The organism is Salmonella sp. 741265073_HBA, from assembly GCF_046569105.1.
GTDB classification, from domain to species: Bacteria; Pseudomonadota; Gammaproteobacteria; order Enterobacterales; family Enterobacteriaceae; genus Salmonella; species Salmonella enterica.
The window spans coordinates 47,812-64,043 of sequence record NZ_JBKFRY010000014.1 but is presented as its reverse complement, the minus strand read 5'-3'; the positions used below and the strand labels follow the sequence as shown (position 1 = coordinate 64,043).

The 16,232-nt window shown below is 51.9% G+C and carries 17 protein-coding genes and 2 pseudogenes; 13 read left to right on the top strand and 6 right to left on the bottom strand.

The window, feature by feature from the left end:
• Position 1: 1 nt before the first annotated feature.
• From ACLD3P_RS17760 to ACLD3P_RS17740, 5 genes and pseudogenes are all read left to right on the top strand, one after another.
• Entirely contained in the window at positions 2-961 is a 960-nt protein-coding gene (locus ACLD3P_RS17760) for an aminoimidazole riboside kinase (RefSeq protein ID WP_411006544.1), read from the top strand.
• 9 nt (positions 962-970) lie between these two features.
• The gene (locus ACLD3P_RS17755) at positions 971-2,011 is read left to right on the top strand and encodes an ADP-ribosylglycohydrolase family protein (RefSeq protein WP_000557882.1); all 1,041 of its coding nucleotides are present in this window, start codon (positions 971-973) and stop codon (positions 2,009-2,011) included.
• Between the two features lie 62 nt (positions 2,012-2,073).
• Complete coding sequence (locus ACLD3P_RS17750) at positions 2,074-2,796, top strand: GntR family transcriptional regulator (protein ID WP_001518326.1); 723 nt, start codon at positions 2,074-2,076, stop codon at positions 2,794-2,796.
• 97 nt (positions 2,797-2,893) lie between these two features.
• Positions 2,894-3,019 (top strand): annotated as a pseudogene (locus ACLD3P_RS17745) (hypothetical protein); the annotation flags it as partial.
• 45 nt (positions 3,020-3,064) lie between these two features.
• Positions 3,065-3,205: pseudogene (locus ACLD3P_RS17740) on the top strand (CDP-diacylglycerol diphosphatase); the annotation flags it as partial.
• A gap of 89 nt (positions 3,206-3,294) precedes the next feature.
• On the opposite strand, the gene ACLD3P_RS17735 reads toward ACLD3P_RS17740, so the two are convergent.
• The 3 genes from ACLD3P_RS17735 to lsrR all read right to left on the bottom strand — a co-directional run bounded on the left by ACLD3P_RS17735 (position 3,295) and on the right by lsrR (position 6,300).
• Positions 3,295-3,645, bottom strand: a complete 351-nt coding sequence (locus tag ACLD3P_RS17735; protein ID WP_001173085.1) for a cupin domain-containing protein — start codon at positions 3,643-3,645, stop codon at positions 3,295-3,297.
• Between the two features lie 13 nt (positions 3,646-3,658).
• On the bottom strand, positions 3,659-5,251 hold the full coding sequence (gene lsrK, locus ACLD3P_RS17730; protein WP_000113084.1) for an autoinducer-2 kinase: 1,593 nt from the start codon (positions 5,249-5,251) through the stop codon (positions 3,659-3,661).
• A gap of 89 nt (positions 5,252-5,340) precedes the next feature.
• A complete protein-coding gene (gene lsrR, locus ACLD3P_RS17725; RefSeq protein ID WP_411006545.1) occupies positions 5,341-6,300 on the bottom strand; it encodes a transcriptional regulator LsrR in 960 nt (319 codons plus the stop codon).
• A gap of 255 nt (positions 6,301-6,555) precedes the next feature.
• Here lsrR and lsrA point away from each other — a divergent pair, with 255 nt between their 5' ends.
• The 7 genes from lsrA (at position 6,556) to ACLD3P_RS17690 (ending at position 13,228) form a co-directional block, all read left to right on the top strand.
• Positions 6,556-8,091: an autoinducer 2 ABC transporter ATP-binding protein LsrA gene (lsrA, locus tag ACLD3P_RS17720; RefSeq protein WP_411006546.1), complete on the top strand. Its 1,536-nt coding sequence runs from the start codon at positions 6,556-6,558 to the stop codon at positions 8,089-8,091.
• On the top strand, positions 8,085-9,128 hold the full coding sequence (gene lsrC, locus ACLD3P_RS17715) for an autoinducer 2 ABC transporter permease LsrC (RefSeq protein WP_411006547.1): 1,044 nt from the start codon (positions 8,085-8,087) through the stop codon (positions 9,126-9,128). The genes lsrA and lsrC overlap by 7 nt, the downstream gene beginning before the upstream one ends.
• Entirely contained in the window at positions 9,125-10,126 is a 1,002-nt protein-coding gene (gene lsrD / locus ACLD3P_RS17710) for an autoinducer 2 ABC transporter permease LsrD (protein ID WP_411006548.1), read from the top strand. Before lsrC ends, lsrD begins: the two co-directional genes overlap by 4 nt.
• A 28-nt stretch (positions 10,127-10,154) precedes the next feature.
• Positions 10,155-11,177 carry an autoinducer 2 ABC transporter substrate-binding protein LsrB gene (gene lsrB, locus ACLD3P_RS17705; protein WP_000090737.1) on the top strand — a complete coding sequence of 341 codons (1,023 nt, stop codon included), beginning with the start codon at positions 10,155-10,157 and terminating at the stop codon, positions 11,175-11,177.
• A 28-nt stretch (positions 11,178-11,205) separates the two neighbouring features.
• Positions 11,206-12,081: a 3-hydroxy-5-phosphonooxypentane-2,4-dione thiolase gene (gene lsrF / locus ACLD3P_RS17700; RefSeq protein WP_000774146.1), complete on the top strand. Its 876-nt coding sequence runs from the start codon at positions 11,206-11,208 to the stop codon at positions 12,079-12,081.
• A gap of 82 nt (positions 12,082-12,163) precedes the next feature.
• The gene (gene lsrG / locus ACLD3P_RS17695; RefSeq protein ID WP_001543603.1) at positions 12,164-12,454 is read left to right on the top strand and encodes a (4S)-4-hydroxy-5-phosphonooxypentane-2,3-dione isomerase; all 291 of its coding nucleotides are present in this window, start codon (positions 12,164-12,166) and stop codon (positions 12,452-12,454) included.
• A 9-nt stretch (positions 12,455-12,463) separates the two neighbouring features.
• Complete coding sequence (locus ACLD3P_RS17690) at positions 12,464-13,228, top strand: epimerase (protein ID WP_411006549.1); 765 nt, start codon at positions 12,464-12,466, stop codon at positions 13,226-13,228.
• A gap of 91 nt (positions 13,229-13,319) precedes the next feature.
• Here the strand turns inward: ACLD3P_RS17690 and tpiA are convergent, their stop codons facing one another.
• Positions 13,320-14,087, bottom strand: coding sequence for a triose-phosphate isomerase (gene tpiA, locus ACLD3P_RS17685; RefSeq protein ID WP_001216339.1), 768 nt, complete (start codon positions 14,085-14,087; stop codon positions 13,320-13,322).
• Between the two features lie 112 nt (positions 14,088-14,199).
• Positions 14,200-14,796 carry a YiiQ family protein gene (locus tag ACLD3P_RS17680; RefSeq protein WP_000802241.1) on the bottom strand — a complete coding sequence of 199 codons (597 nt, stop codon included), beginning with the start codon at positions 14,794-14,796 and terminating at the stop codon, positions 14,200-14,202.
• 100 nt (positions 14,797-14,896) lie between these two features.
• Here ACLD3P_RS17680 and ACLD3P_RS17675 point away from each other — a divergent pair, with 100 nt between their 5' ends.
• The gene (locus tag ACLD3P_RS17675; RefSeq protein ID WP_000155237.1) at positions 14,897-15,325 is read left to right on the top strand and encodes a DUF805 domain-containing protein; all 429 of its coding nucleotides are present in this window, start codon (positions 14,897-14,899) and stop codon (positions 15,323-15,325) included.
• A 109-nt stretch (positions 15,326-15,434) separates the two neighbouring features.
• Here ACLD3P_RS17675 and fpr read toward each other — a convergent pair whose 3' ends face one another.
• Complete coding sequence (gene fpr / locus ACLD3P_RS17670; RefSeq protein ID WP_000796303.1) at positions 15,435-16,181, bottom strand: ferredoxin--NADP(+) reductase; 747 nt, start codon at positions 16,179-16,181, stop codon at positions 15,435-15,437.
• Positions 16,182-16,232 lie beyond the last annotated feature (51 nt).

The following is a 16,232-nucleotide window of genomic DNA, read 5'->3' as shown; positions in this document are numbered from 1 at the left end:
AATGAAGGCCATGAATAAGGTTTGGGTTATCGGCGATGCTTCCGTTGATCTGGTGCCGGAAAAACAGAACAGCTATCTGAAATGCCCCGGCGGAGCGTCGGCGAATGTGGGGGTATGCGTTGCCAGGCTGGGCGGAGAGTGCGGTTTTATTGGCTGTCTTGGCGACGATGACGCCGGCCGTTTCCTGCGCCAGGTTTTTCAGGATAACGGTGTGGATGTCTCTTTTCTACGCATGGATCCGGCCCTGACCAGCGCGGTGCTGATCGTCAACCTGACTGCTGATGGGGAGCGCAGCTTTACCTATCTGGTGCATCCGGGGGCTGATACCTACGTTTCGCCGCAGGACCTGCCGCCGTTCAGGCAGTACGAATGGTTTTACTTCAGTTCAATTGGCCTCACCGACAGTCCCGCTCGCGAAGCATGTCTGGAAGGGGCGAGACGCATGCGAGAAGCCGGTGGCTACGTGTTATTCGACGTCAACTTACGCAGCAAGATGTGGCGCAATACCGATGAAATCCCTGAACTGATCGCCCGCTCCACCGCGCTGGCTTCTATCTGCAAAGTCTCGGCAGATGAGCTGTGCCAGCTCAGCGGGGCCAGTCACTGGCAGGATGCGCGTTATTACCTGCGCGATCTGGGCTGCGACACCACCATCATTTCGCTGGGGGCCGATGGCGCGCTGTTGATTACCGCCGAGGGGGAGCTCCATTTTCCCGCACCGCGCGTCGATGTCGTCGATACCACCGGGGCAGGCGATGCTTTTGTCGGCGGCCTGCTGTTCACCCTTTCCCGCGCAAATTGCTGGGATCATGCCCTGCTGGCGGAAGCCATCAGCAATGCCAATGCCTGCGGCGCTATGGCGGTGACGGCAAAAGGCGCAATGACCGCTCTGCCGTTTCCCGACCAGCTAAACACTTTTCTGTCCAGCCATTCGCTGGCGCAAGCCATGACCGTGAAATAAGGAGTCATCATGCACGTTGATCAAAACAAAATACTGGGATGCCTGGTGGGTGCCGCCGCCGCGGACGCGATGGGAGCCGCGACGGAAGTACGCACCCAGCAGCAAATAAAAGACTATTTTGGCGGCTGGGTGACGACCTTTCAAAAACCGCCTGCGGACACGTTTGGCCGCTGCAACGAAGCAGGGATGTGCACGGATGATTTTATTCAGGCGAAGTACATCATGGATGCGCTGCTGCGCCATCAACGCCAGGTCAGCGACGAGGCGATGCGCGAGGCTTTTCAGCAGTGGCTGGATTACCCGTACTACGCCAACTTTACCGGCCCGACGACGCGTGCGGCAATGAAGGCAATATTCAATGATAACCGTGCCTCTTTACAGGGTGAGCTGGAAGGCGAGAAACAGTCGGTACAGATTATTAATAAGGGTAACGCGGAGGCAACGAACGGCGCCGCCATGAAGATTTGGCCAGCGGCGGTGCTGCATCCGGGTGATATTGACGCGGCGATTGACTGCGCGCTGCAGATTTGCCGCTTTACCCATAATAACGTGCTGGCGATGTCCGGCGCAGCGGCGATGGCGGCGGCAACCAGCGAGGCGTTAAGAGCGCAGACCAACGCAGACAGCATTATTGCCGCCGGTATTTACGGTGCGCAAAGAGGCTATCTGCTGGCGCAGGAGCAAGGTGCGATGATGGTGGCAGGTCCTTCCGTTGCCCGACGCATTGAGCTGGCCGTAGATATCGGTAAACGTCATCGCCATTGGGAAACGGCGGTGGTGGAACTTGCTGATATTATTGGCTCCGGGCTGCACGTGAGTGAAGCGGTGCCGGCGGCCTTTGGCCTGTTCGCGTGTTGTCCGAATTCTGCCGTAGATGCTATTATCTCCGGCGTTAATATCGGCAATGATACTGATACTGTCGCCACCATGGTCGGGGCGATTTCCGGCGCATTCCATGGCGTGGAGGCTTTTCCCGCCGATTATTTAACGACTTTGGATCGTATGAATCATTTCGATTTGGCAGAACTGGCCAGGCAAATCGCAGGGTAGCGAATTCACCCTGCCGGGGACGGTAAAACGTCCCCTGCTGGCGAAGACGTGAGGTGCGCAGCTTGCAGGTTGATAAAACGAGCTTTACTCCGCTTTATAAGCAACTATTTTTTATCATCTGTCAGCAGATCCAGAACGGGTCTTTGCCTTTAGGCAGCCAGTTGCCGACGCAAAAAGAGGTCGCCAGGGCTTATAACGTTTCGCTGATTGTGGTTAAACAGGCCTGGAGCGAACTGATCAATGCGGGCATTATTTCGTCGCAGCGCGGGAGTGGTTCGGTGGTGTGCTCGGTGCCGGAAGGCGTGAGCTACGGGCACACGTTTCGCGGTATTACCCGCGATCTCCAGGACGCCAGCGTGGCGATTGAGAACCGTATTCTGGAAATCGCGCCGCGCCGCGCGCGCGACGCTCAGGCAGACGGCTTGAGCCTGCCCGCACAGCATCACTATCTCTATATTTCGCGTATTCGTTGCCTGAATAACCGTCCGTTTAACCATGAAAAGATCTATCTCGATCTTAGCTTCTTTCCCGATCTGCAACTCACACCGCAGGCGCTGGAGCATACGTCGCTTTATTCGTTATTAAACGTCACAAGCGACTCGGCGATAGAAAAAGTTGAGGCGATTTTACCTTCCGCTGACCTGTGCGAAAAATTGCAAATCGCCGCCAATAAACCGCTGTTATCCGTCGCCAGACAGACGTTTCAGGCCGGGAAGGACAGTCCTTTTGAGTATTGCCGCTATTACGTGCTGTCTGAATACTTTGGTGAAATTCATTATCACTGATCTGTCCGCTTAATCCTGCGATAACCCCACTATATCTGGCGTTTACCTGCCTTACTGTCCGTCGTATTCTTGCTGAAAAAATCGTCAGGAGACAGGTATGTCGCTCTGGTTGTCCCATCCTCTGTTTCTTCCTTCTATCATCGTTGGCATCACCATTTTGCTCTGGGCGACTTCGCCACTGCCGGAGTTTATGACCGCACTGCTATTTTTTGCTGTGGCGATGGGACCAGGGAAAGTTCCTGCGCGGGCGGGGATGCTGTGATGTATCGCGCTGGCGGTGATACGCCAAAGCGATGGCTCTTTTGTCCTGCTGGCGACCGAGCGTAATTTACTGATCTTCAATCGCGCTTCTGCCGAGGAAATTCAGGATCATCAGTGTGATATCTTGAACCAACAGGTCATCAAATGACAGCTTGATATTGCATTAACGAATGCCGTTTGGAGGCCGGACAAGGCTCTCGTGGCGCTATCCGGCAAAATCTGGCGATGGCGCGGGCGTTACCAGGCCGGTGGATCTGCGGGGTGGCTGTCATTTTCCAGATGCGGCGATTTAATAAACACGCCTTTCCAGGGTTTATCACCGTTATTAATGAGATAATGCGCCTCCCCAGGTTCGCACTGTAAAACATCTCCAGTTTGCAGGATATGAGGTGTTCCTTCCAGATACAGGCACACTTCACCGCTTAGGGTATAAAAAATCTCACAAGCGGTATTATGGCGATGGTTAGGGAATGACTGCCCTGGTTGTAGTATGACGACGCCCATATCGCAGCCCGGCCCACGGATTAAGTATTTAGGGCCATTATCGCCAAAGCGGTATTGATGATTCTTCTCATTCGTTTTTTGCATGCTTATTCTCCTGTTACAGGCCTGGCGCTTTCCAGAGGGATGTCGTTAAGCCACCATCGACCAGCGCGCGTTGATCCTGATAAACGGCCTGCCATTTTTCTCTGGCCTGCTGGTAGACAGCGAAATTTTCAGGATTAGGTTTATGCTCCCGATCCCAGCGCACTAGCTTTTCTCCCGTTTCCGCCAGCGATGGCCAGATACCCACGCCAACGCCTGCGGCAATAGCGCACCCTAGCGCGGTAGCTTCTTTGACGACAGGTACGTGAACGGTGAGTCCCGTAACGTCGGCAAGGATTTGGCTCCATAATTTGCCTTTAGATCCTCCGCCGGCAAAAACCAGCGAGTCGGCCTGTACGCCGGAAAACGCGGCAATTTGCTGTAAATTGCAGGCGGAAACAATGGCGGCATTCTCTTCCAGCGCGCGAAATAGGGTCGCTTTATTACACTTTTCAGGATCGATAGACAGATTGATAAACGACGGCGCGGCATGGTACCAGCGTTTAAAACGCATAACGTCAGAGAAGATGGGCATCACACCGTACGCGCCGGGAGGCACCCGGCTGGCCATATCTTCCAGCAGGGAATACGCATCAATACCTAACCTTTCAGCGATTAGTTTTTCCTCGGCGCAAAAGGCGTCGCGGAACCAACGCATCGTTAACCCAGTAAAAAAGCTAATAGACTCGGTTTGTACCATACCGGGGATCACATGAGGATTGATGCGAACGTTCATGTTTGGGTCGGTGACCGGCGCGGGAAGATTGACCACCTGTTGCCAGAAGGTTCCGCCCAGCACGGCCGTTTGCGCCGGGCGTACGACGCCCAGCCCCAGACAGCCTAACTGCACATCGCCGCCGCCAACGATGACCGGCGTACCCGCTTGCAGGTCGCACTGTTCAGCCGCTTTCTGTGAAATGTGACCGAGCAGCGTCCCGGTTTCTTTTACCGGCGAGAGAATGTCAGAACGCAGGCCCGCCATCTGTAACAGACTACGTTTCCAGTTGCGGGTCACCAGATCCAATAACCCCGTCGTGCCTGCGTTGGAGGGATCGACCGCCAGTTCGCCGCTGAGCATAAAGGCCATCCAGTCGCTGATCATAGTGACGGTTGACGCGCGATGATAAATATCCGGACGATGGTGGGCAAGCCAGAGCAGACGCGGAATAGCGCTGAGCGCCAGCGTTTGCCCGGAGCAACGATAAACTTCCTCCTCAAAGGTGTTATCGTGCAGCTCTTTTAATTCACTGACTTCGTGCGCCGCGCGGGCGTCAACATTAGCGCAGGCCCAAATGGGTTCGCCGTTACTGTCATAAATAACAATGCCTTCACGCATCGAGCAGGCCGATACGGCAGCGATAGCCGTTGCAGGGATGGCGGCTTTCTGTAGTGCCTGACGGATACACTGGCAAGCCAGTTGCCAGTTTTTGGCAAGATCAAACTCCATCGAACCAGGCACATCCGGCACGGCCAGATGCTGCCATTCCGCTTGACCGACAGCTATTTGCTTTCCTTGTAGATCAAAAATTACTGCTCTGACGCTACCGGTACCGGCGTCAAGAGCCATCAGGTAATGTCCTGATTCAGTATGGGTACAGAGTCGAGCCATTTTTTTATCCTCGGCTATTTTTACATCGTTACATAAAATCCTGTCAGTTATTGTTTATTGAATTGAGGTAAGTGTTGTTTTATTTTTTTTTATTTTTCAATAAGTTGAATTATTTTCCCTGCGGTTTTCTGATCGGTAACCAGCGCATTGATATAGTTACCGCGCATAGCGGCAATAATAGCTTCTGCTTTTTGTTCGCCGCCGGCGACGCCAATCACGGTTGGGATCGTGGAAAGTGAATTTAACTTCAGGCCAATTAATTCGTTATGGATTTTGATGTCTGGAATAATTTCGCCATGAGCATCAAAAAAATAGCCCAGAATATCGCCTACTGCGCCTTTGCGGCCAATCATGAGTTGTTCACCCTGAGTGATATAACCGGATTTTAAGATACTGGCTTGATCTTTCTGGTTAATTGCCCCAATCCCCACGATGGCGGCATCGGCAGCTTGCGCTGTGAGCATCACATCCCGCACGCTATTTTCATTGCGCAGCGTGCAGGCAATTTCCTGCGATGATGCGCGCAGCGGCGCGGGCATAATACTTACGCTACAAGCGGCATCAAGCTGGCCTATTCCGGTCATATACGGCCCCACGCCGCCGGATAACGTGACCAGTCGGATTTGTTGCGCCGAGATAAATCCGCTGAGGCGTTTTAATGTGGTCATCGTGGCTTCGCCAAAGCCGACGGCCAGTAGTTGCTGTGGCCGCAGTGACTCCATCAACATATGGGCGGCGCCGATTCCTAAGCGCAGACCAATATCGGCATCGGGTAATGCCGGCAGCACGCGGATATTCTGCAATGCGAAGTGGTTACGCAAGGCATTTTCATACTCAAGACACCCTTCGAAACGGGAGTTGATTTGTACGCGAATAATACCGGACTGATGCCCTTTCTCCAGCAGACGAGAAACCTTTAGCCGGGTTAGCCCCAGACGCTCGCTGATTTCACTCTGCGTCAATCCATCGTGATAGTAGAACCAGGCAATACGCGCCACCAGCTCTTCTTCGCACATTCCATAATCAGATACCAACGTATTATCGCTCATTGTCATAACCTGGCTTTACTTTGAACATTTCTAAATCATTAACACAATTGTTCAGTTATCACTCCGAAATAACCGTGATTAACGCCACAAAAACGCGCCAAATCTGAACATTTATCATCTAAAAATTCATTTATTCAGAAAACGTGATCTGGATGAGAGTTTTTTGACCAAATAACTACTACCGTTTTGAACAATTTCTTTTTCAAAAAACATTTGTTCAGTCCCGTCAGTCAACATTGAGGGAGCGGAGGCAACATGCAAATCAGTCACAATACTGCATCCCCTCTGATTTGTGTGCAGAACATTTATAAAAGTTATTCCGGCGTCGAAGTACTAAAGGGAATTGACTTTACTCTGCATGCGGGAGAGGTGCACGCATTGCTTGGCGGCAATGGTGCGGGTAAATCAACATTAATGAAGATTATTGCCGGTATAGTCCCGCCAGATGGAGGGACTATCGATATTGCTGGTGTGCGTTGCAGTCATTTAACGCCTCTGAAGGCGCACCAGTATGGCATTTACCTGGTTCCCCAGGAGCCTCTGTTATTTCCGAGTTTATCTGTGCGGGAAAATATCTTGTTTGGCTTGCAGGGACGTCAGGCCTCCACGGAAAAAATGCAGCAGCTATTAAAGGCGATGGGATGCCAACTCGATCCGGCGAGCGCTGCGGGTACGCTTGATGTTGCAGACCGCCAGATCGTTGAAATTATGCGCGGCTTGATGCGCGACTCGCGAATCTTAATTCTTGATGAGCCCACGGCGTCGTTAACGCCTGCCGAAACTGACCGGTTATTTACGCGTCTGCAAGAGTTGCTGAAAAAGGGTGTCGGAATTGTATTTATTTCTCATAAGCTGCCAGAAATTAGACAGTTAGCTCACTGCGTTAGCGTGATGCGTGACGGTAAAATCGCATTATTCGGAAAAACGCATGACCTTTCTACCGACGAGATTATTCAAGCTATCACCCCGGCAACGCAGGGCGTCAGTCTTTCCGCGAATCAAAAGTTGTGGCTGGAATTGCCTGGCAGCCGCCCGCAGAACGAACGCGGCGCGACGGTATTAGCGCTGGAGTCGCTGACGGGCGAAGGTTTTATGAATATCAACCTTGAGGTGCGGGCAGGCGAAATACTTGGTCTGGCCGGGTTGGTCGGCGCGGGACGCACAGAACTGGCTGAAACGCTGTACGGTATTAGACCGGTCAATGCGGGGCGGATGCTGTTCAATGGTCAAGAAATTAACGCCCTGACAACCCAACAGCGGTTGCAGCTCGGCCTGGTCTATTTGCCGGAAGATCGGCAGTCATCCGGGCTGTATCTTGACGCTTCCCTGGCATGGAATGTCTGTTCGCTGACCCACAACCAAAAAGGATTTTGGATAAAGCCCCAGCGGGATAACGCCACCCTTGAACGTTACCACCGCGCGTTAAATATCAAACTCAATAATGCCGAACAGGCGGCGCGTACTTTATCCGGCGGTAACCAGCAAAAAGTATTGATTGCCAAATGCCTGGAAGCCTCTCCGCAATTACTGATTGCCGATGAACCGACACGCGGTGTCGATGTCTCCGCCCGCAGCGATATTTATCAGCTGTTGCGCAGTATCGCGCAACAAAATGTCGCAGTGCTGTTTATTTCCTCCGATCTGGAAGAGATAGAGCAAATGGCCGATCGCGTATATGTCATGCACCAGGGGGAACTGGGGGGGCCTGCGTTATGCGGCGAGGAAATTAACGTTGATACCATCATGCACGTTGCGTTTGGCGAACATGGTGCGTCGGAGGCAACATGTTGAAATTCATCCAAAATAACCGGGAAGCGACGGCACTGCTGGCAATAGTCTGTTTATTCGTGTTTCCTGGCGCGCTGGATAGCCAGTATTTGAGCGTGCAAACGCTGACAATGGTTTTCAGTAGCGCGCAAATTTTGATGCTGTTGGCGATTGGCGCGACGATGGTAATGCTCACCCGCAATATTGATGTATCGGTGGGCTCGACGACAGGCATGTGCGCGGTATTGCTGGGAGTGATGTTAAACGCCGGCTATAGCCTGCCGGTCGCCTGCCTGGCCACACTAATGTTAGGAATTGTCGCCGGATTTTTTAATGGCGTACTGGTTGCCTGGTTGAAGATACCCGCCATTGTCGCCACGCTGGGAACGCTGGGCTTGTATCGTGGGATCATGCTGCTATGGACAGGGGGGAAATGGATTGAAGGATTACCCGCAGGCTTAAAGCAACTCTCTGCTCCGGTGTTTCTGGGAATTTCCGCAATCGGCTGGTTTACCCTGGTGTTAGCGCTGCTTATGGCCTGGCTCCTGGCGAAAACCGCCTTTGGCCGCAATTTTTACGCCACCGGCGATAACCTGCAGGGCGCCCGGCAATTGGGTGTCCGTACCGAGATGGTACGCATCATGGCATTTTCACTTAATGGCGGTATGGCGGCATTGGCTGGAATCGTGTTTGCCTCGCAGATTGGCTTTATTCCCAATCAAACCGGCACGGGGCTGGAAATGAAAGCCATCGCGGCCTGCGTATTGGGGGGAATTAGCCTGTTAGGCGGGTCAGGCACGGTCATCGGCGCTATTCTCGGCGCTTATTTTCTTACGCAAATCGATAGTGTGTTAGTGCTGCTGCGTATTCCCGCCTGGTGGAACGATTTTATTGCCGGCCTGGTATTGTTGGGCGTACTGGTATTCGATGGGCGGCTGCGTTGCGCATTACAACGCAATCTGCGCCGCCAGAAATATGCCCGTTTTATATCACCACCCACTCCACTACAGGCGGAAGCAAAAACGCACGCACAACAGAATAAAAACAAAGAGGTGGCATGATGAATCCATGGCGACGCTATAGCTGGGAAATTGCGCTGGCAGCCTTATTGATCTTTGAAATTCTGGCTTTCGGTCTGATTAATCCACGTTTATTAGATATTAATGTCTTACTTTTTAGCACTAGCGATTTTATTTGTATCGGTATTGTCGCTTTGCCGCTAACAATGGTTATTGTCAGCGGTGGCATGGATATTTCATTTGGTTCTACAATCGGGCTATGCGCGATTACCCTGGGTGTGCTGTTTCAGCTCGGTATGCCGCTACCTTTAGCGATTATTATTACCATACTACTCGGCGCAATATGTGGGCTGATAAATGCCGGACTTATTATTTATACCGGCGTAAACCCGTTGGTGATTACCCTAGGAACCATGTATTTATTTGGTGGTAGCGCATTATTGTTATCTGGTATGGCTGGCGCCACGGGTTATGAAGGTATTGGTGGATTTCCCACAGCGTTCACTGACTTTGCCAATATTTCATTTCTTGGTATTCCCATGCCGCTTATTTTTTTTCTTGTGTGCTGTCTGTTTTTCTGGCTGCTCATGCATCGCACGCATATGGGACGCAACGTTTTTCTGATTGGCCAGAGCGCCCGTGTCGCGCAGTACAGCGCGATCCCGGTGAATCGCACGTTGTATACAGTGTATGCCATGACCGGATGCGCCTCCGCGATCGCCGCCGTATTACTGGTTTCTTACTTTGGCTCCGCACGTTCGGATCTGGGCGCCTCTTTCCTGATGCCGGCCATTACGGCGGTTGTGCTGGGAGGCGCCAATATTTATGGCGGCTCCGGGTCGATTATGGGGTCCGCGTTGGCGGCGCTGCTGGTGGGATTTTTACAGCAGGGGCTACAGATGGCCGGAGTGCCGAATCAAATTTCCAGCGCATTGTCCGGTGCGCTTCTCATTGTTGTTGTCGTTGGTCGTTCCGTCAGTTTGCATCGTCACCAAATCCTTGAATGGTACTCACGCCGTCGCAATGCGCATCAGGCATGATTTCCTTTTGAAATTTATGGAGAAAAAAATGGCAAGACACAGCATTAAAATGATCGCCTTACTCACTGCGTTTGGTCTGGCATCTGCGGCAATGACCGTGCAGGCGGCAGAGCGGATTGCTTTTATTCCCAAACTGGTTGGCGTGGGCTTTTTTACCAGCGGCGGCAATGGCGCGCAGGAAGCGGGAAAAGCGCTGGGCATTGACGTAACTTACGATGGCCCTACAGAGCCCAGCGTCTCAGGCCAGGTTCAACTGGTGAATAACTTTGTCAATCAGGGGTATGACGCCATTATCGTTTCTGCCGTTTCGCCTGATGGCCTGTGCCCGGCGTTGAAGCGGGCAATGCAAAGAGGCGTGAAAATATTAACCTGGGATTCCGATACCAAGCCGGAGTGCCGCTCTTACTATATCAATCAAGGGACGCCAAAACAGCTCGGCAGCATGCTGGTAGAGATGGCCGCTCATCAGGTGGACAAAGAGAAAGCGAAAGTCGCTTTCTTCTATTCCAGCCCAACGGTGACCGACCAGAACCAGTGGGTGAAAGAAGCTAAAGCCAAAATTAGCCAGGAACATCCGGGGTGGGAGATAGTCACTACCCAGTTTGGCTATAACGATGCCACGAAATCGCTCCAGACGGCGGAAGGTATCATCAAAGCGTATCCCGATCTGGATGCCATCATCGCGCCTGACGCTAACGCTTTACCTGCTGCGGCACAGGCGGCGGAGAACCTTAAACGCAATAATCTCGCGATTGTTGGTTTTAGTACGCCGAATGTAATGCGCCCTTATGTTCAGCGCGGCACTGTTAAAGAGTTTGGCCTGTGGGATGTCGTCCAACAGGGAAAAATTTCCGTATATGTCGCCAACGCGTTGCTGAAAAATATGCCAATGAATGTCGGTGATTCACTGGATATTCCCGGCATCGGCAAAGTCACCGTTTCACCTAATAGTGAGCAGGGATATCACTATGAGGCAAAAGGTAACGGCATTGTGTTATTGCCGGAGCGTGTCATTTTCAACAAAGACAATATCGACAAATATGATTTCTGATAACTGTTATGTATCGACGGAGTAAAGAATGGCTGATTTAGATGATATTAAAGATGGCAAAGATTTTCACACCGATAAACCACAAACTAACACTTTGTTCGCATTAAAAGGCTGTGGCGCGCTGGATTGGGGAATGCAGTCCAGACTGGCGAGGATTTTTAATCCCAAGACCAGAAAAACGGTCATGCTGGCCTTTGACCATGGATATTTCCAGGGGCCGACAACCGGACTTGAGCGTATTGATATCAATATTGCGCCGCTCTTTGAATATGCTGATGTCTTAATGTGTACTCGCGGCATATTACGCAGTGTGGTACCTCCGGCAATTAATAAACCAGTCGTTTTACGCGCGTCCGGGGCGAATTCTATTCTCACTGAATTAAGCAATGAGGCGGTTGCGGTGGCGATGGATGACGCTGTGCGGTTGAATAGCTGTGCTGCTGCCGCACAGGTTTATATTGGTAGTGAGCATGAACATCAGTCGATTAAAAATATTATTCAACTGATTGATGCCGGGTTACGCGTCGGGATGCCAATAATGGCAGTGACCGGGGTGGGTAAAGATATGGCTCGCGACCAGCGTTATTTTTCACTGGCAACGCGTATCGCTGCGGAAATGGGGGCGCAAATTATCAAAACGTATTATGTCGATAAAGGTTTTGAGCGTATTGCGGCAGGTTGTCCGGTGCCGATTGTCATCGCCGGCGGTAAAAAACTGCCTGAACGTGAAGCATTGGAAATGTGCTATCAGGCGATTGACCAGGGGGCTTCTGGCGTAGATATGGGGCGTAATATATTCCAGTCAGAAGATCCGGTAGCCATGATTAAAGCGGTACATGCTGTCGTTCATCATAACGAAACAGCAGAGCGTGCTTATGAGCTGTTTTTGAGTGAGAAAGGTTAAATGAGATCGCTTCCCCATCTTTTACCGATGCGAGGAGATGGGGATGACTGTTATTTTATTTTGAATAATCAGGGGGTTAATGATGCACGTTACGCTGGTTGAAATTAACGTTCATGATGACAAGGTTGAACAATTTATCGATGTTTTTCGGCAGAATCATCTGGGCTCAATTAAAGAGCCGGGTAACTTGCGTTTTGATGTTCTGCAGGATCCGCAGGTGCCTACGCGATTTTATATTTATGAAGCCTACGTTGATGAACAGGCCGTCGCTTTTCACAAGACAACGCCACACTACAAAACTTGCGTGGAGCAGCTTGAACCGTTGATGACCGGTCCGCGGACAAAAAAAGTTTTTATGGGTTTGATGCCTTAAGGAGCGCTCATGAACAGCCAGTTTGCCGGATTAACGCGCGAAGCATGTGTGGCATTGTTAGCGTCATATCCGCTTAGTGTGGGTATTCTGGCAGGGCAGTGGATTGCGTTGCATCGCTATCTGCAACAGTTGGAAGCGCTAAACCAGCCGCTGTTGCATTTGGATTTGATGGATGGTCAATTTTGCCCGCAGTTTACCGTTGGGCCATGGGCAGTTGGGCAACTGCCGCAAACCTTTATCAAAGATGTTCATTTGATGGTAGCGGATCAATGGACGGCGGCGCAAGCCTGCGTGAAGGCGGGCGCACACTGCATCACGCTTCAGGCTGAAGGCGATATTCATCTGCATCATACGTTAAGTTGGCTTAGTCAGCAGACCGTGCCCGTTATCGGCGGTGAAATGCCGGTGATCCGGGGGATTAGTTTATGCCCGGCAACGCCTCTGGATGTCATTATCCCCATTCTGAGCGACGTTGAGGTTATTCAACTACTGGCAGTAAACCCTGGATACGGCAGTAAAATGCGCTTCAGTGATTTGCACGAGCGTGTGGCGCAGCTTCTCTGTCTACTTGGTGATAAACGCGAAGGTAAAATTATCGTTATTGATGGGTCGTTAACGCAGGATCAATTGCCTTCGCTGATTGCACAGGGCATCGATCGTGTTGTTTCTGGTAGTGCGTTATTTCGTGATGATCGGCTGGTTGAGAATACGCGGAGCTGGAGGGCGATGTTTAAGGTTGCCGGGGATACTACTTTCTTACCCTCCACAGCATAAATGCCGGATGGCGGCTTTACCTTATCAGGCCTACATAAGCACTCGGCTGGTAGGCCTGATAAGCGCAGCGCCATCAGACATTGATTGGCAATTAAGCTTGCTTAGCCGCTTCTGCTGCTTTCACGATCACCGCGAAGGCGTCAGCTTTCAGAGAAGCGCCGCCTACCAGTGCGCCGTCGATGTCCGGCTGCGCGAACAGTTCGGCTGCGTTGGAGGCATTAACAGAACCGCCGTACTGGATAATGACCTGTTCAGCGATTTTCGCGTCAGCTTTAGCAATGTGGTCACGGATGAATTTGTGCACTGCCTGAGCCTGCGCAGGCGTTGCAGATTTACCGGTACCGATCGCCCATACGGGTTCGTAAGCGATAACCGCGCCTTCAAAGGCTGCCGCGCCCTGCGTTTTCAGTACCGCGTCGATCTGGCGTGCGCATACTTCTTCTGTTTTGCCCGCTTCGTTTTCCGCTTCGGTTTCACCGATGCACAGTACCGGCGTCAGACCTTGTTCTTTCAGTACGGCGAATTTTTTGGCGATCAGCTCGTCAGATTCTTTGTGATAAGTACGACGCTCGGAGTGGCCGATAATAATGTACTGCGCGCCGATATCCTTCAGCATTTCAGCCGAAGTTTCACCAGTGAATGCGCCAGACAGGTTCAGATCAACGTTCTGCGCGCCCAGCATAATGTGGCTACCGGCAGCAGCGCGTTTCGCCAGATCGATATACATTTCCGGCGGAGCGATTGCCACATCGCAGCCTGCTACGCCCGTCAGTTCTTTACGCAGGTTAGCCACCAGTTCGTTTACCATGTGGCGGCTGCCGTTCAGTTTCCAGTTACCCATCACTAAAGGATGTCGCATTTCATTTCTCCACGCTTAGTCAGCGAATTAAGGAAGATGGCCGCTCGTCAGAGCAGCATGGTCTGTGAAACAGTATAGAGATTCATCCCCGGAAAGGCTTTGCTTTTTGTCATCAATTCGCCCCTTCCAGATTTTCAGATAACGCCAGCTTAATCGGTTCAACCGCGAAGGTCAGCCCCTTTTCGCCGTTATCTGCGACAACATAACGTACCGCGCCTTCGGTCTCGGCGTAATAGTGTTTACCTTTACCGGCGATAAGCATCTTTTGCAGTTTTTTCTGGCTTTGCTCTTTTGTCAGCAACGGGGCGACAGTACGAATAATGGCGGCCATATATTCCAGCGCTTTCGCTTTCGCCGCTTTCTGTTCCGGCCCCTGAATGGGCAGCCAGGTAATCTGCATACTTTTCACTTTGAGCGTACCGCGCTCCAACGCCGTGGAGGCATACAGATTTTCGTTAATCTTACTGGCGGCGCGGGTCAGATTCGCCTTATCGCGGCTATTCTCAATGGCGCGAAATTCATTGAGCGGCAGATCGGGATTCTGGCGGTTAAAGTTCTCACGAAACTGGCTAATAGAAAGATCAAAGGTTGGCGAGCCCGCCAGCAGATAGGGCGCTGTCGTGGTCGATGAAGAGAGCTGCGCGTGCGCCGTTATGCTGGCGGTGAGAGCAGAAAACAACAGTAGAAACAGAGTACATCCTGGCTTCATCAATCTTACCTTTCGTTAGGACTGCTCACGATTAAAACGATAACTGTCGGGCTTGTCAAAAGGGTAAACTGTAGCGGAAGGCAAAATATAAGGAACTTACATGACCATACAGCAATGGTTATTCTCATTTAAAGGGCGTATCGGACGCCGTGATTTCTGGATTTGGATCGGCCTCTGGTTTGCCGGGATGCTGGCGCTATTTTCGCTGGCGGGGAAAAACCTGCTTGATATCCAAACGGCGGCATTTTGCCTGGTGTGCCTGCTGTGGCCGACCGCCGCCGTCATGGTCAAACGTCTGCATGACCGGGGGCGTTCCGGCGCGTGGGCGTTGCTAATGATTCTGGCGTGGATGCTGCTGGCCGGAAACTGGGTGATGCTGCCGGGGATGTGGCAGTGGGTCGTCGGGCGATTTATTCCGACGCTGATCCTGGTGATGATGCTTATCGATCTGGGCGCGTTTGTCGGTGTTCAGGGGGAAAATAAGTTTGGGAAAGCGACACAGGACGTGAAGTTTAAAGCAGAACCGTAAACGGGCGGTAAACCGTAATTTGCCCGGTGGCGCTGACGCTTACCGGGCCCACAGATTGGTGATGATTTGCAGGAGGCCGGATAAGCCCCAGCCGCCATTCGGTAAAACATCACCAGTAATGTTCAGCTGTCATATGCCCCGGTCGGCGGCGCAGATGTTTAGTCATCTGTCGGGTCTCTTTCAGCAGTTGCTGCGTATCGCGCACCATCTGCGGGTTCCCGCACAGCATAACGTGGCTGGTCTCTTTATCCATCGGTAATCCAACGGCTTTTTCCAGCTCGCCGTTTTCAATGAGCGCTGGCACGCGTCCGGTAAGCGAGCCTGGCACGCTCTCCCGGCTGACCACCGTTTGGATGCGCAGCTTGCCTTCATAACGCTGTTGTAGTTCCAGCATTAGCGGCAGATAGCTTAAATCGGCGGCGAAGCGTGCGGCGTGGACCAAGACCAGATTTTTAAAGCGCGCGACATCCTGGCCATATTGCAGAATAGACAAATACGGGCCAATAGCGGTTCCGGTCGCCAGCATCCATAGCGTCTCGCAGTCAGGCACTTCATCCAGTACAAAGAAACCCGACGCGTCGCTGACCACTTGTACCTCATCGCCAGGTTTTAGCGCCGCCAGCCGTGGGCTGAGCTTTCCTTGCGGAACCGTCACCAGATAAAACTCTAAATTCGGATTGTCAGGCGCATTCACATAGGAATACGCGCGCTGAACGCGCTCGCCATCGATCTCCAGTCCGAGTTTGGTAAATTGGCCTGCAGTAAAAGGATTAATGGGGGCGTGAACGGTCAGGCTGAACAGTGCGTCAGTCCAGTTTTGCACCTTAGTGACTTTACCTGTTACCCAATCGGCCATGGTTTTCTCCTGTTCTGAATCGCTAACCTTATCTTCGTTCGTCAGGAGAAA